The sequence below is a fragment of the Pseudomonas sp. Tul2A7 genome, from assembly GCF_054790505.1.
Genome location: NZ_CP186499.1, coordinates 2,143,892 through 2,165,133 on the forward strand (window position 1 = coordinate 2,143,892; position 21,242 = coordinate 2,165,133).

Sequence of the window (21,242 nt, forward strand, 5' to 3'; positions counted from 1 at the left end):
GAAGAGGCCGTGTCAGTCGCCTTCGTGGTTGAATGACAAATGCCATCGCGAGCAGGCTCGCTCCCACAGGGTTTTGTGTACCCTTGCAGCCTTGTGGTGTCAGGGGGCTGGAAGGTATGCGGTTTATTGTGGGTCTGTTTTTGGGCATCGTTATCGCGGGTTGCGAGCAACACGACGCGCCCCCTCTCGACCAACAACTCTACATCTGGCAACGCCAATGGACGCCGGCCCACGAGGCGGCGCTGCGTGACAGTCGCCAAGACTTCTCGACGCTGCGCGTGCTGGCGCTGCAGGCCTTTCCGAATGCAGGATGGAGCCGCGCGCGGATCGATGCGCAACTATTGAAAGCCGATGGCCGTCCATTGATAGCCGTGATTCGTCTCGACGGCCAGCTCAAGTCGCTGGATCAGGATCAGGTCACTGCGCAGATTCTGCAGGTGCTCGCCGATTGGCAAACACAAGGCCTGACATTGAACGGCGTCGAAATCGATCACGACGCGGGCAATGCGCGGTTACCGGCGTACGCTGAATTTCTCAAACATCTGCGCTCGGCCTTACCGAAGAATCTGCCCTTGAGTATCACTGCGCTGCCAGCCTGGCTCGGCAGTGCGCAATTGCCCGAACTCCTGCAAACCGTCGACAGCAGCGTGCTGCAAGTGCATGCGGTCAGTGATCCGCGTCGCGGTTTGTTCGATCCTGATCAGGCGTTGAAGTGGGCCAAGGCTTGGGCAGGTATCACTGACAAGCCGTTCTATCTGGCGCTGCCGGCTTACGGCGTTGCGCTGTTGCCCGATGACGGCGGGGCGCCGGTGGTGGAAAGCGAAGTGCAACTTGAGCGAGCCGGGCAGCGCCGGGAACTGCTGGCTGATCCGCTGCAACTGAGCCAGCTCGGTCAGGCATTGCGCGCAGACCCGCCCGCGCATCTGGCCGGTCTGATCTGGTTTCGCCTGCCGCTGGCCAATGACCGCCGCGCCTGGAGTCTGACCACCCTGCGTGCGGTGGCCCGGGGTGATCAACTTAGCAGTCAGCTCGGCGTGACGTTGAGCGAACACGACGGTCTCTACGACATCAGACTCGACAACCCGGGCAACCTCGACAGTGCCTGGCCCGAGCGGATCACGCTGAAGGCGCAAAGTTGTGAAGGCGCCGATGCGCTCGCTGGTTACTCGTTGCAACAAAGCCCGGATCTGCTTACCTTCACCCGCCTGCGCGACGGCCGATTGCCGGCGGGCGGACAACGCGCCATCGGTTGGGCGCGTTGCGCAAATATTGATCAAGGAGGTTCGCATGTTGACCCGTAACTGGCCCCGCCATCTGCTCTGCCTGAGCCTCTGCCTGCCGCTGGGTTCGGCGCTGGCCTGCGGGCCGGATTTCCCCATGCGCCTGCTCGACAATCGTGGGCAGACCCTCGCGGATCTGCCTGAGGGCAACTTCAACTTCGAACTCAGCCGCCTCGGCAAAACCATCGCCGGGCTGAAGAATGTCACTGCGGCGACGCACAATCCCAACGATATGTACGGCGAAGAAAACGCGGCGGCCGAGGCTCGGGAAAAGGCTGAACAGGCCGGACTGAGCGCCGAGCAGCAAGCGTTGGTCAAACAACTGCGCGGTCTGACCGATGCGCGTCAGGTCGAGGCGCAGGGCGCCAGCCTGCCGGCGGAAATTCGCTTGTACGTTGCCGGTGCGGTGGCGTTTGCCACAGGCGATCATCAACTCGCGGTCGAGTATTTCAACAAGCTGCTGGCGCTGCCGGCAGGTCAGCGTCCGTTGCGCAGCACCTGGGCGGCGTATTCGCTGGGCCGTACCTGGTTTGCCATGAGCAGCGAAGGCGGGGATGCGGTCGAGGCGCTGGAGCAATCGCGTGATGCGTTCCGCCAGGCCCGGCAACTGAGCATCGACGGTTTCAGCGATCCGCTGGAGTTGGGTGTTGCCAGCCTCGGTGAAGAGGCGCGGGTGTTGCGCTCGGCGGGCGACTGGAACGGCGCCATCGAATTGTATGAAGCACAGAATCTGCACGGTTCTGCCGTGGGTTACACCTCGCTCAAGCAATTGATGAATGAACTGGCGGAGTTGCCCGAGGCCAGACTCGCCGATTTGCTGCAGCACAAAGCCGTGCAGCAACTGGTCACGGCATCGCTGGTCAGCCGCCAGGGCTGGTCGTTTGGCGATGAGCCGCCGAACGAGAAGAAACTGGTCAAGCAGCTGCAGAACAGTACCCGTGGCAGCCTCGACAACGCTGATCGTCTGGCGGCGATGAGTTATCAACAGGGCGATTACGCTGGCGCCAAAGCCTTCCTTGAAAATGCCGGTGACGGCGGCCTGGCGTGGTGGTTACGGGCGAAACTGGCGGTGCGTGACGGCGATAAAAATGCCGCGGCCGCCGCCTATTCGAAAGCCGCGCAGGCCTTCCCGCAGAGCGAAGACTGGGGTTACCGGCGCACACCGGACTGGGCGTATGAAGCCGTTCAGCCGAAGTGCCGGGTCGAGGGTGAAAGTGCGATTCTCGCCTTGCAGCGCGGCGAGTATCTGCAAGCGTTCGTGCAGTTGTATCGCAGCAACAGTGTCTATTGGTTCGATGCCGCGAGCGTGGCCGAGCGCGTGCTGACGGTCGAAGAACTGCAAAAGTACGTCGATGACAACGTCCCGGCGCCGCCGGCGTTGACCCAGCAGGAGCGCGACAACTACGTGCCGCTGCCGGTCGCCGCCAGCCTGCGCAATCTGCTTGGTCGGCGCTTGCTGCGTGAAGGGCATTACGCCGACGCGGTGGCTTATTTCGACAATCCCGACCTGCAAAACAAGGCTCGCCTCTACGGCGAACAACGGCTGAAGGCCGAGGCCGCGTGGTGGCCGACCAAACGCGCCAGTGCGTTGTACAACGCCGCGTGGACGGCGCGTGAATGGGGCATGGATATTCTCGGTTACGAGATGGCGCCGGACTACGCCACGTTCGGCGGCAACTACAGCCTGGAAAGTGTTGAGTTGAAAGTCGGCCCGCTGGTCAGCGAAGCCGAAGTGCAGCGTCAGGCCGCCAGCGAAGCGAAACCGGATCAGCGCTATCACTACCGTTTCGTCGCCACCGAGCTGGCCGGGCGCGCCGCTGACAATCTGCCGCACACCAGTCAGGCGTTTGCTGCTGTGCTGTGCAACGCCGCTGGCTGGAACAGCAGCCTGGAAGATCAGAGCGCGCTGTATCAGCGCTACATCAAGGAAGGGCCGTTCGTCCCGTGGGCGGTGGATTTCGGCAATCAGTGCCCGTACCCGGATTTCGAAAACGCCGACAAGCGTTATGTCACTCAGGTAACCGATGCTGTGCGTTCATCGTTGCGGCCGTATAAGTGGCCGGTGCAGATCGGCGCGGTTGTGCTGGTCGCGGGCGCTGCGTTGCTGTTGATCAGTCGTCGCCAGCGCAAGGCGCGTAAAGGCTAAGCCTGCTGCACGAACGTCAGGCGCACGGCGAAACCGATCAACAGGCTGCCGAACAGCCATTGTTGTACGCGTTGGGCCGTTGGGCTGTGTTGCAGCCAACGACCCAGCGCGGCGCCGGTCAGCGCGTAAGCGCTGTCGAACAGCAGGCCGACGCCGACCAGAAGCGTGCCAAGCACGGCAAACTGACTTAGCACCGGCGCACCATCATTGACGATGAATTGCGGCAGCAACACCGAACAGAACAACAACGCTTTGGGATTGAGCAGATTAGTCAGCAAACCGCGTCGGACGGCTTCGCGCCATTGCCCGTGGGCGTCGTCAGGCTCGCCAGTATTCAGGTTCGGCAGCAGGGTGCTGCGCAGGCATTGAATGCCGATCCACAGCAGATACGCCGCCCCCGCCAGTCGCACCGCCTCGAATGTCCACGGCGCGGCTTTGAACAGCGCCGCCAGCCCCAACGCCGCCAAGGCCACGTGACAACCACGGGCAACGCCCAGGCCGATGGCCGTGGCCAGTGCCGCGCTGCGACCCTGGCAGGCACCGGTTTGCAAAAGCAGGATCATGTCCGGGCCGGGCAGCAGATAGACCACGGCCAATGCCAGGAGAAACAGCCAGAGACTCGCCACGCTACACCCCTTTCGTTGTCGATTCGGTGAGCCAAGTCTAGGGCCGAAAGGTGGAGCAGGTGCTTGCGTAGTCCACTTCAAAAGCCTGCTGTTTTGGCATAACCTGCTGGCTTTCGACGTAACAGCTAGCGGGATCTGCCAAACATGAAACTCGACGCCTTTGATCGCAAGATTCTCGCGGCCCTGCAACGCAATGGACGCCTGAGCAATGTCGAGCTGGCGGACGAAATCGGCTTGTCGGCCTCACCGTGTCTGCGCCGGGTGCGGATGCTCGAGGAGGCCGGGGTGATTCGCGGTTATCAGGCCAATCTCGATCGCGATGAAGTCGGCTTGGGGCTGACGGTGTTTGTCGGGGTCAAGGTCGAGCGCCACAACGATGCACAGGCCGAGGCGTTTTACACCGCGGTGACGGCGCTGCCGGAGGTGATTTCAGCGTTTCTGGTCTCGGGCGAGTCGGATTTTCTGTTGCAAGTGGTGGTGCCGGATTTGCGTGCGTATGACCGTTTTCTCAGCGGCTGCCTGTTGAAACTGCCGGGGGTGAGCGATATTCGCAGCAACTTTGCGATTCATACGGTGAAGACGCCGGGTGCTTTGCCCTTGGGGCATCTTCCGCTGTAGACCGAGTCGCACCCTTCGCGAGCAGGCTCGCTCCCACAGTGACCGCGCTCCTTCTGGAGGACTGCGGTCGAATGTGGGAGCGAGCCTGCTCGCGAAAGCGGGAGTCCGGTCAATAAAGATTTCAGAACCCTACATCTGCGTCGCCATCCCCTCGACATTCATCGCCGCCTGGCGCAACGCCTCTGATCTTGTTGGATGCGGATGGCAAGTCAAAGCAATGTCCTCGGCCGAAGCACTGAACTCCATTGCCACACAGAACTCGCCAATCATTTCACTCACACTCGGGCCGACCAGATGCACGCCAAGTACTTCATCGGTGCGCTCATCGGCGAGGACTTTGGCAAAACCCTCGGTCTCGTGGTTGATCTTCGCCCGGCTGTTGGCGGTGAACGGAAACTTGCCGACCTTGTAGGCGCGGCCCTCGGCCTTGAGCTGTTCTTCGGTCCTGCCGACGCTGGCCAGTTCCGGCTTGGTGTAGATCACGTTGGGGATCAGGTCGTAATTGACCTCGCCAGCCTTGCCATGGATCTGCTCGACGCAGGCCATCGCTTCGTCTTCAGCCTTGTGCGCGAGCATCGGCCCGGAGGTCACGTCGCCGATCACCCAGACGCCGGTGGCTTCGGTGCGGTGTTGTTTGTTGGCGAGCATGCCGCGTTTGTCGGTACTCAGGCCGACGTTCTCCAGACCGAGGTCTTTTGTGTAAGGGCGGCGACCGATAGCGACCAATACGTAATCGGCTTCAAGCAACTCGGCAGTGCCGCCGGCGGCAGGCTCGACGCTGAGTTGTACACCATTGGCGGAAGACGTGGCGCGGGTGACTTTCGAACTCAGCTTGAAGGCGATGCCTTGTTTGCTCAGCGAGCGTTGCAGGGTCTTTCCGGCCTCGCCATCGACGCCCGGACAGATGCGATCAAGGTATTCGACCACGGTGACCTGCGCGCCCAGCCGCCGCCATACCGAGCCCAGTTCGAGGCCGATGACGCCGGCGCCAATGACCACCAGGTGCTTGGGCACTTCGCTGAGGGACAGCGCACCGGTCGAATCAAGTATGCGTTTATTGTCGATCTCGACGCCTGGCAGGGGAGTGGGCTCGGAACCGGTGGCGATGATGATGTCCTTGGCGGTCAGCTCCACTTTGCCACCCTGATCGTCGGTCACTGTGACCTTGCCGGGGCCGTCGATGTGGCCCCAGCCCTTGATCCACTCGACTTTGTTTTTGCGAAACAGAAACTCGATGCCTTTGGTCAGGCCGCTCACGCTCTCGTCTTTCTGTTTCATCATTTGCGCGAGGTTCAGCGTCGGTTTGACCTCGATGCCGAGGTTGGCGAACTCCGCACCCATGGCCGCGTCGTACAGCTCTGACGCATGCAAGAGGGCTTTGGACGGCATGCAACCGACGTTCAGGCAGGTGCCGCCGAGGGTCGCCCGGCCTTCCACGCAGGCGGCCTTGAGGCCCAACTGGCCGGCGCGAATTGCCGCGTTATAGCCACCGGGGCCGCCGCCTAGAATCACCACGTCATAGTTGCTCATGCGCTTGCTCCTGTTTGATGGATGCGGATCGCTAAAAGTAGTTCCGGATGAAAATTACGAACGTAATATGTGCGTTTCTCCACATTTCGGTCAAGGCTTCAGGCAAGCGACAGGTTGGCCATCTTTGAATAAGCGTAATTGTGTACGAATATTTCACCTATTTCGTTATATCGTAACGATATACAGGTGTGAGCCAATGAATTTGGGGTGATATGCAAGTCGATCTGGACGTAGAAGGCACGCAAGTGACCGGACTGCCGCGCTTTCAGCAGGCAGCCGTGCAAAGCCGACGCCTGCGCCGCTGGGCGATCGGCCTGGGCGGATTGGCCGGGGCAGGGTGGGTGCTGGCGTTCTTTATCGGGCTGTTTGCCCCGCAGTCCTTGTGGCTGCCGCTGCTGGTCAACCAGAGTGCGGGGTTGCTGGTGCTGGTCGCAGGGCTGCAATCGGCGTGGTGGGTGACGCAATGGCGCGCGCAGGTGATCAATCCTGCTGTTGTGCTGGTGCCGCTTGCTGAGGAGGAACAATCCGAACCGCAGGGCTGGTACGAGCGGCTGTTGGAGCGCTTGAGCCAAGGCACTCTGCATCTGCTCAACCAGATCGGTGCGGCGACGCTGTGGCTGTCGGGCTGGGCGCTGCTGGTGGTGCTGAGCATCGATTCAGTGTGGAACCTCGCGTTGCCGGCCGCTGCCATGGGGTTATCTGCCACGGTGGGGGCTGCGTTGGCGCTGTTGCTGGCATTCGGCTTGCTGGTACTGGAGCGGCAACTGGCCCAGGAACATCCAGCGCAATGGCCCGAAGCAGGGGCATTGGCACAACTGACGCGCGTGGCGATCATCAGTCTGGTGCTGGGCGCGTTGTGTTTGCTGTTTGCCGGCGAGAATGCCGTGTGGCCGGCGCGCGTTGCCGTGTTGATCGGCATCTTGCCGGGACTGGTCGCGATCGAGCTGCTAGTGCGCGCCGTTCTCTCGATATTCAGCCCTCGCCGTGAGCGGCTTGAACCGACGTTGTTGGCGCGCAGTTTTGTCGCCGACATGCTGCGTTGGCCTCCGCAGCCGTTACTCGCCTTGCAGCATGAATTGCACAACCGCTTCGGCATCGATCTGCGCCAGATCTGGGCATTCAGTTACATGCGCCGGGCGTTTCTGCCGGTGCTGGCATTGGTTGCAGCAGTGGGTTGGTTACTCACTGGAATCCATGAAATCCCGTTACAGGGTCGTGGTATTTATGAGCGTTTTGGCAAACCGGTGCAGGTGTTCGGCCCGGGATTGCACACGGGTCTGCCGTGGCCGTTGGGGCGGGTGTTGATCGTTGAAAACGGCGTGGTTCATGAGTTGGCCACCAGCGTCGGCGAGAACCCTGCACCGCTGCAAGCCGACCCAGCTGAAGGCCCGGCGCCCATTACCGCCAACCGTTTGTGGGACGCCAGTCATGTCAACGACAAGTCGCAAGTCATCGCCAGCAGTCGTGGCGAGCAACAGAGCTTCCAGATCGTCAACATGGACGTGCGCTTCGTCTATCGCATTGGCCTGACTGATCAGGCTGCGCTGGCCGCGACCTACAACAGTGCCGATGTCCCAACGTTGATCCGCAGCACCGCCAGCCGGATTCTGGTGCACGACTTTGCTTCACGCACGCTCGACGGTTTGCTCGGTCAAGACCGTGTCGGGCTGGGCGAGGAGATCGGTCGCGCGGTGCAAAGCGATCTGCAAAAACTCGACAGCGGTGTGGAAATTCTCGCCACGGTCGTTGAAGCCATTCACCCGCCGGCCGGTGCCGCCAATGCCTATCACAGCGTGCAAGCGGCGCAGATTGGTGCGCAGGCTTTGATCTCCCGCGAGCGTGGCACGGCAGCTGAAGCGAGCAATCAGGCGCAGTTGCAGGCCAGTCTTGCTCGCGACCAGGCCAGCGCCAATGCGCGGGAAACCAGCGCTACGGCGCAGGCGGTGGATCTGAGATTCCGTGCCGAGCAAAAAGCCTTCGCCAGCGCTGGTCAGGCCTTTGTGCTCGAGCAATACCTCGGCCAGCTCAGCCAAGGCCTGAGCAAAGCCAAATTACTGATACTCGATCATCGTCTGGGTGGCAGCAGCAATGCCCCGACCATCGACCTGCGTACGTTCTCGCTGCCGGCTGACCCGACGCCCGCGCGCACCACCGCTCAACCAGGAGTCGCCCATTGAGCCAGTCGCACACACACGATCATCATGACCACAGCGGCCACGCTCACGGTCACGGCGGGCATCACCATCATCATGGCCATCACCACCACGGTGCGCCGGAAGAGGCCGGGCCTTTTCCGTGGCGCCGGATGGGCTGGGCAGCCTTGTTGGTGGCGTTTGCCATTGCGGCGGCGAGCCTGGTGCAAGTGCGCTCCGGCGAAGCCACGGTCATTACCCGTTTCGGAAATCCATCGCGGGTGCTGCTCGACCCAGGTTTGAGCTGGCGCTGGCCGGCGCCGTTCGAGGCGGCGATTCCGGTGGACTTACGTTTGCGGACGACCTCCAGTGGCTTGCAGGATGTCGGCACGCGGGACGGTTTGCGCATCATTGTTCAGGCCTATGTGGCGTGGCAGGTACAGGGTGATCCGGACAATGTGCAGCGCTTTATGCGTGCGGTGCAGAATCAACCGGATGAAGCGGCGCGGCAGATTCGCACCTTCGTCGGCTCGGCGCTGGAAACCACCGCGAGCAGCTTCGATCTGGCGAATCTGGTAAACACCGATGCCAATCAGGTACGCATCGCCGATTTCGAAGCGCAGTTGCGTCAGCAGATCGATCAGCAATTGCTCGCGACCTATGGCGTGCGGGTGGTGCAAGTCGGCATTGAACGTTTGACCTTGCCGTCGGTGACACTTACCGCCACCGTCGATCGCATGCGCGCCGAGCGGGAAACCATCGCCACTGAACGCACGGCGATCGGCAAACGTGAAGCCGCGCAAATCCGTTCCGCTGCCGAACGCGATGCGCGGATTGTTCAAGCGGATGCCACGGTAAAGGCAGCAGAAATCGAAGCGCAGTCTCGCGTCGAAGCGGCGCAGATTTATGGCCGCGCTTACGCCAGTTCACCACAGCTCTACAATTTGCTGCGCTCACTGGACACCCTCGGCACCATCGTCACGCCAGACACCAAACTGATCTTGCGCACTGACGCGGCGCCATTCCGCGTGCTGGTCGACGGCCCGCCAACACTCGACAGTAAATCCGGATCGCAGCCATGAGTGAAGAAGTTCCACGTGGAACACATTCGCTGAACAGTCCATGGATTCAGGCTGGGCGTTTGGCGTTTTTCGCCCTGTATGCGGTGACAATATTGGCCGCGCTGGCGTGGGCATTTTCTAATGTGCGGCAGATCGACCCGCAGAGTCGTGCGGTGGTTTTGCATTTCGGCGCACTTGATCGCATCCAGAATGCCGGTCTGTTATTGGCCTGGCCACAGCCGTTCGAACAGGTGATTTTGCTGCCGGCAGCGGATCGGATCATTGAACGTCGAGTGGAAAACCTGTTGCGCAGCGATGAAGCACTGAAGGGCGATCGTGTCGCTTCGTTCGCCGTACCGCTGAGCGATGCGTTGGCTGGATCTGGTTATTTATTGACCGGCGATGCCGGTGTAGTGCAGCTCGATGTGCGGGTGTTTTACAAAGTCAGCGACCCTTACGACTTCGTGTTGCAGGCCGATCATGTGCTGCCAGCCTTGGATCGATTGGTCACCCGCAGCGCCGTGGCGTTGACTGCCGCTCGGGATCTGGACACGATTCTCGTCGCTCGTCCGGAGTTGATCGGCACTGACAATCAAGCGGCCGAACGCCGTGAAAGACTGCGCGGTGATCTGGTGCAAGGCATCAACAAACGCTTGGCCGAGTTGAAGGCGAGCGGGCAGGGCATCGGCATCGAAGTGGCGCGCGTCGATGTGCAATCGAGTCTGCCCGATCCGGCGGTCAGTGCTTTTAACGCAGTATTGACGGCCAGTCAGCAGGCCGACAAAGCCGTGGCCAATGCACGTACCGACGCCGAGAAACTCACCCAGAGCGCCAACGAACAAGCCGATCGCACGCTACAAGTCGCCCATGCGCAGGCCGGTGAGCGTTTGGCCAAAGCCTCTGCTGACACCGCCACAGTATCGAGTCTGGCCAGCGCCACCGACCCGCAAATGCTCCTGCGCATTTACCGCGAACGCATGCCGAAAATTCTCGGCCAGGCCGGATCGGTGACCACGGTCGACCCGAAAGACGATTCCCGCCTGATCATTCAGGGAGCCAGTAAATGACTGCGACGACCGCCGCACCGAGCCTGTTGTCTTCGGCCGAACAACGCCGCGCTGCACGGCAACTCACCTTGGCCATGCTTGCGCTGGGCCTGTTGGGTCTGGGTCTGATCTGGCGCTGGCAGATGCCCGAGCAAACCGGTGTCAGTCAGTTGCTGCTTGGGTTTGCATCTTTATTGGTGGGCGTGCCGGTGATGCGTTCGGCGTGGTTCAGCCTGCGCTATCCGAGCCTGCACGGCATCACCGATCAACTGATCGCCCTGGCGATGCTCGGCGCCTGGGCGACCGGAGATCTGCTGACGGCGGCGTTGCTGCCGATCATCATGATCTTTGGTCATGTGTTGGAAGAGCGCAGTGTCATTGGTTCGCAGGAAGCGATCCACGCCCTCGGTCAACTGACCCGCAGCCATGCGCGCAAGGTTCAAGCAGATGGCTCGATCATCGAAGTGGACAACGGCACGTTGAAGGCCGGCGACACCGTTGAAGTGCGCGCCGGTGATCGGATTCCCGCCGATGGTCGAGTGTTGTCCGGTCAGGCCAGTCTCGACACCGCTTCGATTACCGGTGAATCGGTACCGGTCGAGGCGGGTGTCGGCCTGTCGGTGTTCGGCGGCGCGATCAACCTCGACGGTTTGTTGCGGATTGAAGTAACGCGCACCGGTGGCGAGTCGACGTTGGGCAAGGTCATTGCGTTGATGCAGAACGCCGAGCGCTCGAAACCGCCAATCACGCGCTTGCTCGAACGTTACGCCGGCAGCTACATGGTACTGGTGTTGCTACTGGCGGCGGTGACCTGGTTTATCACTCACGATGCGCAAGCGATGCTTGCGGTATTGGTCGCCGCTTGTCCGTGTGCGTTGGTGCTGTCGGCTCCGGCCACGGCGATTGCCGGTGTCGCGGTGGCTGCACGTCACGGCATTCTGATCCGCAGTTCGGCGTTCCTTGAAGAGCTGGCCGACCTCACTTCACTGGTTGTCGACAAGACTGGAACCCTGACTTACGGCACCCTCCGCTTGCAGTCGATCAACAGCCCGCGCACAGAGTCCTCCACGGTCATGGCGCTCGCCGCCAGCCTCGGCGCGGCAAGCAGTCACCCGGTCAGTCGTGCGCTTGCGGGGTTGGTCGGTCAGGAAGAATGTGTGCCGCTGACTGATATTCATGAACGCCAGGGACTCGGCGTGGTGGCCATGACGGAGCAGGGCGAAGCGGCACTCGGTCGACCGGAATTGTTCGCGCAGTTGGGGATCGCAACCACCGCGGTCCCTGAGCATGATGGACCGATCGCCGGACTGGCCCTGAACGGTGAATTCCTCGCCTGGTTATTGCTGGCCGACACGGTTAAGCCGGAAGCCCGCTTTGCCCTCGGCGAATTGCGTGAACTGGGCCTTGGTCGGCAACTGCTGCTGACCGGGGATCGTCAGAGCGTGGCTCAGACCCTGGCGCGTGATGTCGGTTTGCACGAAGTCCAGGCCCAGGCCTTGCCCGAAGACAAACTCAATCGCGTACTCAAGGAAATCGACAATGGCTTCCGGCCGATGGTGGTCGGTGACGGCATCAATGACTCCCTCGCGCTTAAGGCTGGCGTGGTCGGTGTGGCGATGGGGGCGGGCGGAGCGGATATCGCGCTGGCCTCGGCGGACATCGTCTTGATTGGCAGCGATCTGCGTCGGCTCGGCACCTGCGTACGACTCAGTCGACAGTGCCGCAGGACGTTGCAGGTCAACGTGATCATCGGGCTGGGCTGGACGCTGGCCATCGTCGTGTTCGCCGCCTTCGGTTGGCTCGGCGCTGCCGGGGCCATGATCGCCGCGCTGCTGCACAACCTCAGCACGTTGCTGGTGCTGGGTAATGCCGGTCGTTTGTTGCGTTTTCAGGAGCCTCTGCTAAAGATGAAAGAGCAGAATTGATCGTTTTTTGAACTGCGAGCCGCGTTGTATGTCCTCAGATCAGGCGCGTTGAAAACGGATCAAACAGCCTTGCAGGTTCATAGTCGGCGGCTATCAAATCGATAGCCTGCTATTTTTCAAGGATGGTCTACCCTCAGATCAGACGTCTGAAACAAGGGGGATTTTCCATGCTCGCGCAACTTCCACCGGCCTTACAGAATCTGCAGCTACCGCTTCGACTGCGGCTCTGGGACGGTCATGAGTTCAATCTAGGGCCTGCGCCCAGCGTCACCATCGTGGTCAAGGACCCGCAGATGGTCACTCAGTTCACCCATCCTAGCCTTGATGCGCTCGGAGCGGCATTCGTTGAAGGCAAACTCGAACTGGAGGGCTCGATCAGCGAAGTCATCCGGGTCTGCGACGAATTGAGCAATGCCTTGCTCGGTGAAGATGAAGACAGTAACCCCGTGCGTTCGGTGCACGACAAGGAAACTGACGCCAAGGCCATTTCCTACCACTACGACCTGTCCAACGCGTTCTACCAGCTCTGGCTGGACAGCGACATGGCGTATTCCTGCGCGTATTTCGAAACGGGTAGCGAAACGCTTGAGCAAGCGCAACAAGCCAAATTCCGTCATCTGTGCCGCAAGCTGCGATTGCAGCCGGGTGACTATCTGCTGGATGTCGGGTGCGGTTGGGGTGGGCTGGCACGGTATGCCGCTCGCGAGTTCGGCGCCAAGGTCTTCGGCATCACCCTGAGCAAGGAACAGCTTGAACTGGCACGCGAGCGGGTTGAAGCCGAAGGCCTGGAAGACCAGATCGAACTGCAGTTGCTCGACTACCGTGATTTGCCCCAGGACGGGCGTTTCGACAAGGTCGTCAGCGTCGGCATGTTCGAACACGTCGGCCACGCCAATCTCGCCGAGTACTGCAAAACCCTGTTCGGCGCGGTCAAGGAGGGCGGTCTGGTGATGAATCATGGCATCACCGCCAAACACACTGATGGTCGTCCGGTGGGGCGCGGTGCCGGGGAATTCATCGAGAAATACGTATTCCCCAACGGTGAGTTACCGCATCTGGCGATGATCTCGGCCGAGATCAGCGAAGCGGGCCTTGAGATTGTCGACGTCGAAAGCCTGCGGCTGCATTACGCGCGCACGCTGGATCACTGGAGCGAGCGGCTGGAGGACAATCTCGAAGCCGCCGGCAAACTGGTACCGGATCAAGCGCTGCGCATCTGGCGTTTGTACTTGGCCGGCTGCGCCTATGCGTTCGCGCGTGGCTGGATCAATCTGCATCAGATCCTCGCGGTAAAGGCCCACCCGGATGGCAGCCATGAACTGCCGTGGACTCGCGACGACATCTATAACCCTTAACACTGAACAATCCTCTCTCCCTTGGCCGATGGTCAGGGTGAAGGGTTTTTAGAGAATCGGCGAAATCAGCCGGGCGATCCGCATGCCGACCTGTTGCAGGCGGTGGATCTCCCGGCTTTCTTCCTTGGCGATTTCATAGGCTTGCTCGAAATCCTCTTTGAGCATGTTTTCCACACTGGCGGCGAAGTCACTGTCGACGGTCAGCAGCATCACTTCGAAATTCAGCCGGAATGAGCGGTTGTCCAGATTGGCGCTGCCGATGGCGCTGATCTCGCTGTCGATCAACACCACTTTCTGATGCAGGAAACCGGGTTCGTAGCGGAATACCCGCACGCCGGCGCGCACGGCTTCAAATGCGTAAAGGCTGGAAGCGGCGTAGACGATGCGGTGATCGGGACGCGACGGCAGTAGCAATCGAACATCGACCCCACGCAACACGGCCAACCGCAATGCAGCGAACACAGCTTCATCAGGGATGAAATACGGGCTGGTGATCCACACTCGCTCGGTCGCCGCGTGAATCGCTTCGACAAAGAACAGCGAGCAGGTTTCGTAGGCATCCGCCGGGCCGCTGGCGAGCAATTGGCAGAGCACGCCGTCATCCGGGTATTCATCCGGCAGGATCAGTGGCGGCAGGGTGCGCGCGGCCCAGAACCAGTCTTCGGCAAAGGATTCCTGCATACACGCGACGACCGGGCCACGTACCTTCACATGGGTATCGCGCCAAGGTGCCAGTGGTGGTTTTTCGCCCATGTATTCATCGCCGACGTTATGTCCGCCGACAAAGCCGACCACGCCATCGACCACGACGATCTTGCGGTGGTTACGGAAGTTGACCTGAAAGCGATTGAGCCAGCCGCTGCGTGTGGCGAATGCTTTGACCTCGACGCCGCCATCGCGCAATGCCTGCACATAACTGTGGGGCAGGGCGTGGCTGCCGATGCCGTCGTAGAGCAGGTGAATAGACACGCCTTCGGCGGCTTTCCTCAGTAACAGATCGCGCAGGCGCTGGCCGAGCCGATCATCGTGAATGATGAAAAACTGGATCAGCACCGCTTCTTCCGCTTGATCGATAGCCTGGAAGATCGCGTCGAAAGTGGCCGCACCGTTTATCAACAGTTGCACTTGATTGTTCGCCAGGCACGGCATGCGGCCGAGCTTGGGCATGGCGCGTAACGAGGCGTAGGCATTCGAGGCGCGCGCAGTCAGTGCCTCTTCCACCCACGGACGCCAGTTCAATTCGGAGATGGCCTGACGCATTTGTTCATTCGCCTGGCGCCGCGCCTTGATGTATCCATCAAAGGTGCTGCGGCCGAACACCAGGTACGGAATAAGCGTGAGGTAGGGAATGAAGATCAGCGACAATGCCCAGGCGATCGAGCCTTGGGCCGTGCGCACGGTAAGCACCGCATGGATGGCGGCGATCATGCCGAGGGTGTGTATCAGGGCGATCAGATAACCGAAAATGTGCGGTCCAAAATAATCCATGGGGCAGCCTTGCTCCGGAAGATTCAATGCTTAACAGACCATGTTCTGCCGCGAATGTCGCTATTTAATTGGGGCATGAACCGAAGCAATCGGCCGACGTCTAACGGCCACAACTGATCAGGAGTTTTTCGATGAACGTTCGTCTGCTGGGTTTGGCGCTGGGCCTGGGTTTGGCATTGCCGGTGGTTGCGCAGGCGCAGATGCTGCAGCCGGGGCTGTGGGAAATGACATCGAGTAACGTCAAGGTCGATGATCAGCCAATGGATGTGCAATCGATCCTTGGCCAGCTGCAAGGCCAGATGACCCCGCAACAGCGCGCAGCGCTGGAAAAGAACGGGATCAATATCGGCGGCAAGGGTATTCGCGCGTGTCTGACGCCGCAGCAAGTGGCGACCAACGATATTCCGCTGGCCGACCCGCAATCGGGTTGCAAACAGCAGATCACCGAGCGCAGCGGCAACCAATGGAAATTCCGTTTCAGTTGCCCGAAAGCGCAGGGCACCGGGGTGGCGACGTTCCTCAGTGATCGTGAGTTCACTACCGTGGCCAACGGCACGTTCAATGCGATCGGGATCAACCAGAAGGGCAGCCTTGAGACTCGTGCGGTTTGGTTAGGCCAGGATTGCGGCGCTGTGAAACCCCGCGCTTAATGCGATCCCTGTAGGAGCTGCGGCACGCTGCGATCTTTTGATCTTGATTGTCAAAAACGAGATCAAAAGATCGCAGCCTCGTTTCACTCGTCAGCTCCTACAGGTTTTTTGAATCAACGCATAAATCGTAGCGCCAACCCCCGACACCCCTCGTTCACCCGTCCCTCCCGCCAGGCAATCTGCCCCGAAACAATCGTCGTATTCACCCGATGCCGAAAGCTGCGTCCGGCAAACGGCGTCCACCCGCACTGCGACAGAATGGGTTGCCGATCGACCTCCAGTGTTTGCCGTTCAACCAACACCAGATCCGCCCAGTAGCCTTCACGTAAATACCCACGATCGGGAATCGCAAACAGATCCGCGACTCTGTGGCTGGTTTTCGCTACCAACGTGGTGATTGGCAATACATCGTCCGCAACCAACTCCATCAGTGCCGGCAACGCGTGCTGTACCAGCGGTAATCCAGAAGGCGCCTGCGCATAAGCTCGCTGCTTTTCTTCCCAGGTATGCGGTGCATGGTCACTGCCAATCACGTCCAGCAGATTGCTGCTCAGGGCCGCGCGCAACGCATCGCGATCCGCCTGGGTCTTGATCGCCGGATTGCATTTGATCAGGTTGCCGAGGCTTGGGTAGTCGCGATCATCGAATAACAAATGGTGCAGGCATACTTCGGCAGTGATGCGTTTTTGCGCCAGCGGTTTGTCCTCGAACAACGCCAGTTCTCGCGCGGTGGTCAGGTGCAAAACGTGCAAGCGCGTGCCGTGACTTTTCGCCAGTTGCACCGCCAATGAAGAAGAGCGATAGCACGCCTCGGCATTGCGTATCAGTGGGTGAGCGCCGGGTGGAATTCGCTCGCCGAACAGTTCATGCAAGTTGGCTGCATTGGCGTCGATACTCGGCGTGTGTTCGCAGTGGGCCAACAGAATTGTCGGCACCTCTGAGAACAGCCGCTCAAGAATTTGCGGATCATCCACCAACATGTTGCCGGTGGACGCGCCCATGAACACTTTGACGCCGGCAACTTCACAAGGATTGAGCGCGGCGACCGTGGCAAGGTTGTCCCGGCTCACGCCAAAGTGAAAACCATAATTGGCCACCGAACTGATCGCTGCTCGACGTTTTTTATCCGCCAGTGCTTCGAGGGTGAGGGTGGCCGGGTTTGTATTGGGCATGTCCATGAAACTGGTGATGCCGCCGGCGACGGCCGCACGCGATTCGGTATGTATGCTGCCCTTGGCCGGCGCACCCGGTTCGCGGAAATGTACCTGGTCATCGATCATGCCCGGCAGCAGCCATTGGCCATTGGCGTCGATTTCTACCGCCGCGTTTTCGCCGTCGATGCTACGGGCGATCTTGACGATTCGCCCGTTGCTGACCAACACCTCACCTTCGAACTCGCGACCCTCGTTAACCAGTCTGGCGTTGCGAATCAGCACGCTGCTCATGGTTCAAAACTCGTTCTGCAAGGCTTTGTAGCCGCGCACCAGATCGACGTTGGTGCGCGCCACGTCTTCGGAAAACTCCGAGGCACTGACGCTCACCGGCGGAAATTGCGAGAGGTCGGTGTTCGGTCCGATGCGGGTAGTGGAGGGCACGTAGAACGCCTCGGGTAAATCGCGGCCGTCGACCACCGAGTTGTGCCGCACCACGCAGCCGTTACCGACGACACAGTTGAACAGGACGCTGTTGAAACCGATAAACACCCGATCGCCAACCACGCAGGGGCCATGCACGATCGAACGGTGGGCGATGGAACTGAACTCGCCGATGGTGACTGCCGCGCCAGATTTGGAGTGGATCACCACGCCATCCTGAATATTTGAATTGGCGCCGATGGTGATCGGCTCCATCTCGCCCGAGGCGTCCACTTCGTCGGCGCGGATCACCGCGTAGGGACCGACGAACACGTTCTCGCCGATCACCACTTTGCCGCAGATGATTGCGGTCTTGTCGACGTAGGCTGACTCAGCAATTTGCGGTAAATCACCGGATGGATTCTTGCGGATCATGGTCGGCCCAGCGCGTCGTAAAGAGTGTTGAGGTTGTATTCGAACAGACCGGTGAAGGTACTTGCCGGACCCTTCGCGGCGAGGGCGTCGGAGTACAACGTGCCACCGATGTGCGCGCCGCTTTCGTCAGCGATCTGCTTGAGCAAGCGTGCGTCCTTGATGTTTTCCATGAACACCGCTTTGACTTTGGCCTGGCGAATCTGGGTGATCAGCGCGGCGACTTCGGCGGCCGAGGGTTCACGCTCCGTGGACAAACCCTGTGGCGCCATGAAATCAATGCCGTACGCCTGACCGAGATACCCGAAGGCGTCGTGGCTGGTGACGATCTTGCGATTGCCCGGCGGCAGCGAACCGAGTTTGACCTTGGCTTCAGCCAGCAGCGCGTAGATCTGCTTCAGGTAGGTTTTACTGTTGCGTTCGTAGTCGGCTTTGTTCGCCGGATCCGCAGCGATCAGTGCGTTGGTGATATTGGCAACGTACAACTCAGCGTTCGCCAGGTTGTGCCAGGCATGCGGGTCGGGAACGGTCTCGCCGTCTTCATCCAGTGAGCGTGGAATCACGCCGTGGCTGGCACTGATGACGGTGGCTTTGGTGTCGGTGCTGGTGACCAGTCGATCCAGCCAGGGTTCGAATCCCAGGCCATTCTTGATGACCAGTTTTGCCTTGAGCAGGGCTTTGGCATCGTCTGGCGTCGGTTCGTAAGTGTGTGCGTCGGCGTCCGGACCGACCATGTTGGTGATCTGGATATGCTCGCCGCCGACCTGATGAACCATGTCGGCGAGAATGCTGAAGCTGGTCACCACCGGCAATTTTTCTGCCGCCGACAAGGACATCGACAGCATCAGGCTGAACAGCACGAGTAGAGCGCGCATCGGGAAACACCTCATTGGGATGTGAGCAACGGTGGGCGGCGTAACAGACCGTGTACCGGCCCGAACACCACGGACAACAGATAGCCAAGGCCTGCGACCAGCACGATGGCCGGGCCGCTTGGCAGCGAGTAGTAGAACGACAAGAGCAAGCCGATCCAGACCGAGAGACACCCGATGACTGCTGCGATAACGATCAGGATCGGCAGTCGGCGGCTCCAGAATCGCGAAGCGGCGGCGGGAAGCATCATCAGTCCAACCACCATCAGTGCGCCGATGGCCTGGAAACCGATCACCAGATTGAGCACCACCAGCGTCAGGAACACGCCGTGAGCGAGTGGACCGAGGCGGCTGACCGTTCTCAAGAACAGTGGATCGAGGGTGTCGAGCAACAGCGGTTTGTAGATCAGCGCCATGGCGATCAGGCTGAATGCCGAGACCCATAACATGCCGTTGAGGGTCGGCCCGTCGACGGCCAGTGCTGAGCCGAACAGCAGGTGCAACAGATCGAGGCGTTTGCCGGCGATGCCGAGAATCAGTACGCCGCTGGCGAGGGAAATGGGATAGATCGCGGCGAGGCTGGCGTCTTCACGCAGGCCCGTGCGACGGGTGATCCATGCGGCGAGGCCGGCCATGCTCAGGCCGGCCCCAAGACCACCGAGCGTCAGTGCTGGCAGACTCAGACCGGCGAACCAGAAACCCAATGCAGCGCCGGGGAGGATGCCGTGGGCAACAGCGTCACCGATCAGGCTCATCCGTCGCAGGATCAAAAACACGCCGAGTGGTGCCGTGCTGCACGCCAAGACCAGTCCGCCGAGCAGGGCGCGGCGCATGAACACGAACTCATTGAATGGTTGCCAGAAATGGGCGACGGCGAGCATCAGGCCACCTGCGTGTGAGGGGTTTGCCGGATCAATTCGTTGCTGGCTCCGAACACGCATTCGCGGTTTTTGATCAGCAAGGTTTGCGGGATGTGCTGGCGTACGGCGGCGAGGTCGTGGCACACGACGACCAGTGTTCGACCTTCGCGATGCCAAGTATGGATGTGCTGCCAGAGCAGTTGTTGGCCGAGCTCATCGAGTGCGGCGTGGGGTTCGTCGAGCAACAGCACCGCAGCGTCGGTCAGACTCAGTCGGGCGAGGAGGGCACGTTGCAGTTCGCCGCCGGACAGGGCTATGAGGGGACTCTGTTCAAGCCCGCTGAGATGCCAGTTTTCCAGTGCGTCTTTCAGACGTTGTGCGCGCAATTGTGTTGAAAGCCGTCGGCCCCAGAAACCGGCGCTGATCAACTCTTCCAGGCTGATGGGGAATTGTCGGTCGAGATGCTGTTGCTGGGGCAGGAATGACAACCCGCTTTGACGTGGAACACTGAGGGCAACGTTACCTGCCAAAGGTTTCTGCAATCCGGCGATGACTTTCAGCAGGCTGCTCTTGCCACAGCCATTGGCACCGATGATGGCGGTCAGGCTGCCACTGTCGAACTCAAGACTCAGCGGGGTCGTCAGTGGTTGGCCCGGTGCGCCCCAACTCAGCGATTGGCAGCGAATCATGCCTGTTCACGCTGCCAGTGGCTTTCGGCGACGGCGTCGTGGGCGTGCAGGCTTTCAGCGTGAATCACTCGCAGCTGGAATGCGTTGACTCCCGGTGTGCGACGCAGTGCCAGATTCAGACGGCGTGCGGCATCTTCACAGAACATCAGGTTTTGGCCGTTGGCGAGGGCGAAGGCTTGTTCGTCCGCACGTTTTACGGCGGTTTGTACGGCGGTGCCAAGGGCCGCTTCGGCGTCATTGATGATCACGCTCAATGGGAACTCATCGATGAATTCGTCGAGGTGTAGATGCAATTGCGCAGTGCTGCGTTGGCTGTGAGGCGTGGCGACGATGCCTTGAGTCGAACCTAGCCATGCCAAAACGTCTGCGTGCTGAAGGCCTTTGTTGGCGAAGTCGTCGATAAATTGTTGCTGGATTAACTGCCGCGCCAGCGCCGCTGAGCAAGGGCAGGTCGAAGAGTAATGCACGTCAATTTTGAGTTCCACGTGGAACATTTGATTTTTCAGGCTTGCCGAAATAGTTGCTGGATAGGATTTCCAGCCGGCCAATGGGCTGATCAGCGCAGGGCGCTTCAGCAGTAAGTCGCAGTGAATATTCACGTACGCACAGTTGGACAGCCCTTGGTGGCTTTCCAGAAAACGCTTGAGTAACTGGTGCAGGAGAGTAGGTGTCAGGCGTTCCTGTTCAAGTGTCTCCAGGGCCAAATACAGCCGAGACATATGAATGCCGCGCGCCTCGCCATCATCAAGGCTCACTCCAGCGTCAGCCTTGGCATTCAGGTGTTGGCCTTCCAAAAAAACAGGTAGCGCGATGCCCTGCATGCCCACCCATTCGAGTGGCAAAGCTTGGCGAGCGGTCTGCGCGGCGATATCCGGGAGTGAAAGCGAATTCATGTTCGGGACCATCATGGTGATTCAAATCGATGTTACATTATAACAATTCAAATCACGATGTCTTT

The 21,242-nt window shown here is 60.3% G+C and carries 18 protein-coding genes; 9 read left to right on the top strand and 9 right to left on the bottom strand.

What is annotated here, in order from left to right:
* The first annotated feature begins 116 nt into the window (after positions 1 to 116).
* On the top strand, positions 117 to 1,301 hold the full coding sequence (locus tag ACOYXJ_RS09580; protein ID WP_460369161.1) for a DUF3142 domain-containing protein: 1,185 nt from the start codon (positions 117 to 119) through the stop codon (positions 1,299 to 1,301).
* On the top strand, positions 1,288 to 3,426 hold the full coding sequence (locus ACOYXJ_RS09585; protein WP_460369164.1) for a hypothetical protein: 2,139 nt from the start codon (positions 1,288 to 1,290) through the stop codon (positions 3,424 to 3,426). The genes ACOYXJ_RS09580 and ACOYXJ_RS09585 overlap by 14 nt, the downstream gene beginning before the upstream one ends.
* On the opposite strand, the gene ACOYXJ_RS09590 is transcribed toward ACOYXJ_RS09585, so the two are convergent.
* The gene (locus ACOYXJ_RS09590; protein WP_460369168.1) at positions 3,423 to 4,052 is read right to left on the bottom strand and encodes a LysE family translocator; all 630 of its coding nucleotides are present in this window, start codon (positions 4,050 to 4,052) and stop codon (positions 3,423 to 3,425) included. The two genes, ACOYXJ_RS09585 and ACOYXJ_RS09590, sit on opposite strands and share 4 nt — an antisense overlap.
* A gap of 144 nt (positions 4,053 to 4,196) precedes the next feature.
* On the opposite strand from ACOYXJ_RS09590, the gene ACOYXJ_RS09595 reads away from it, so the two are divergent.
* Complete coding sequence (locus tag ACOYXJ_RS09595) at positions 4,197 to 4,670, top strand: Lrp/AsnC family transcriptional regulator (protein WP_405122613.1); 474 nt, start codon at positions 4,197 to 4,199, stop codon at positions 4,668 to 4,670.
* A 129-nt stretch (positions 4,671 to 4,799) separates the two neighbouring features.
* Here ACOYXJ_RS09595 and lpdA read toward each other — a convergent pair whose 3' ends face one another.
* A complete protein-coding gene (lpdA, locus tag ACOYXJ_RS09600; RefSeq protein WP_460369171.1) occupies positions 4,800 to 6,200 on the bottom strand; it encodes a dihydrolipoyl dehydrogenase in 1,401 nt (466 codons plus the stop codon).
* Between the two features lie 212 nt (positions 6,201 to 6,412).
* Here lpdA and hflK (ACOYXJ_RS09605) point away from each other — a divergent pair, with 212 nt between their 5' ends.
* From hflK (ACOYXJ_RS09605) to cfaB, 5 genes are all read left to right on the top strand, one after another.
* Entirely contained in the window at positions 6,413 to 8,377 is a 1,965-nt protein-coding gene (gene hflK / locus ACOYXJ_RS09605; RefSeq protein ID WP_460369173.1) for a protease modulator HflK, read from the top strand.
* On the top strand, positions 8,374 to 9,414 hold the full coding sequence (gene hflC, locus ACOYXJ_RS09610; RefSeq protein ID WP_460369176.1) for a protease modulator HflC: 1,041 nt from the start codon (positions 8,374 to 8,376) through the stop codon (positions 9,412 to 9,414). The genes hflK (ACOYXJ_RS09605) and hflC overlap by 4 nt, the downstream gene beginning before the upstream one ends.
* Positions 9,411 to 10,460 (top strand): protease modulator HflK, encoded by a 1,050-nt coding sequence (gene hflK / locus ACOYXJ_RS09615; RefSeq protein ID WP_460369178.1) that lies wholly within the window; start codon positions 9,411 to 9,413, stop codon positions 10,458 to 10,460. Before hflC ends, hflK (ACOYXJ_RS09615) begins: the two co-directional genes overlap by 4 nt.
* Positions 10,457 to 12,364, top strand: a complete 1,908-nt coding sequence (locus ACOYXJ_RS09620; protein WP_150793882.1) for a heavy metal translocating P-type ATPase — start codon at positions 10,457 to 10,459, stop codon at positions 12,362 to 12,364. Before hflK (ACOYXJ_RS09615) ends, ACOYXJ_RS09620 begins: the two co-directional genes overlap by 4 nt.
* Positions 12,365 to 12,531: 167 nt before the next feature.
* Complete coding sequence (gene cfaB, locus ACOYXJ_RS09625; protein WP_095119723.1) at positions 12,532 to 13,719, top strand: C17 cyclopropane fatty acid synthase CfaB; 1,188 nt, start codon at positions 12,532 to 12,534, stop codon at positions 13,717 to 13,719.
* Between the two features lie 48 nt (positions 13,720 to 13,767).
* On the opposite strand, the gene cls is transcribed toward cfaB, so the two are convergent.
* A complete protein-coding gene (gene cls, locus ACOYXJ_RS09630; RefSeq protein ID WP_460369183.1) occupies positions 13,768 to 15,207 on the bottom strand; it encodes a cardiolipin synthase in 1,440 nt (479 codons plus the stop codon).
* A gap of 131 nt (positions 15,208 to 15,338) precedes the next feature.
* Between cls and ACOYXJ_RS09635 the strand changes: the two genes are divergently transcribed.
* On the top strand, positions 15,339 to 15,857 hold the full coding sequence (locus tag ACOYXJ_RS09635) for a DUF3617 domain-containing protein (protein ID WP_095119725.1): 519 nt from the start codon (positions 15,339 to 15,341) through the stop codon (positions 15,855 to 15,857).
* Positions 15,858 to 15,970: 113 nt separating this feature from the next.
* Here ACOYXJ_RS09635 and ACOYXJ_RS09640 read toward each other — a convergent pair whose 3' ends face one another.
* The 6 genes from ACOYXJ_RS09640 to folE2 are packed head-to-tail and all read right to left on the bottom strand — an operon-like array spanning position 15,971 to position 21,177.
* Positions 15,971 to 17,302 (bottom strand): dihydroorotase, encoded by a 1,332-nt coding sequence (locus ACOYXJ_RS09640; RefSeq protein ID WP_460369185.1) that lies wholly within the window; start codon positions 17,300 to 17,302, stop codon positions 15,971 to 15,973.
* Between the two features lie 3 nt (positions 17,303 to 17,305).
* Positions 17,306 to 17,866: a gamma carbonic anhydrase family protein gene (locus tag ACOYXJ_RS09645; protein WP_102902497.1), complete on the bottom strand. Its 561-nt coding sequence runs from the start codon at positions 17,864 to 17,866 to the stop codon at positions 17,306 to 17,308.
* Positions 17,863 to 18,738, bottom strand: a complete 876-nt coding sequence (locus tag ACOYXJ_RS09650; RefSeq protein ID WP_102902496.1) for a metal ABC transporter substrate-binding protein — start codon at positions 18,736 to 18,738, stop codon at positions 17,863 to 17,865. The genes ACOYXJ_RS09645 and ACOYXJ_RS09650 overlap by 4 nt, the downstream gene beginning before the upstream one ends.
* 11 nt (positions 18,739 to 18,749) lie before the next feature.
* The gene (locus tag ACOYXJ_RS09655) at positions 18,750 to 19,616 is read right to left on the bottom strand and encodes a metal ABC transporter permease (RefSeq protein ID WP_095119729.1); all 867 of its coding nucleotides are present in this window, start codon (positions 19,614 to 19,616) and stop codon (positions 18,750 to 18,752) included.
* Positions 19,616 to 20,284 (bottom strand): metal ABC transporter ATP-binding protein, encoded by a 669-nt coding sequence (locus ACOYXJ_RS09660; protein WP_460369188.1) that lies wholly within the window; start codon positions 20,282 to 20,284, stop codon positions 19,616 to 19,618. Before ACOYXJ_RS09660 ends, ACOYXJ_RS09655 begins: the two co-directional genes overlap by 1 nt.
* Positions 20,281 to 21,177 (bottom strand): GTP cyclohydrolase FolE2, encoded by an 897-nt coding sequence (gene folE2, locus ACOYXJ_RS09665; protein ID WP_110718270.1) that lies wholly within the window; start codon positions 21,175 to 21,177, stop codon positions 20,281 to 20,283. Before folE2 ends, ACOYXJ_RS09660 begins: the two co-directional genes overlap by 4 nt.
* Positions 21,178 to 21,242 lie beyond the last annotated feature (65 nt).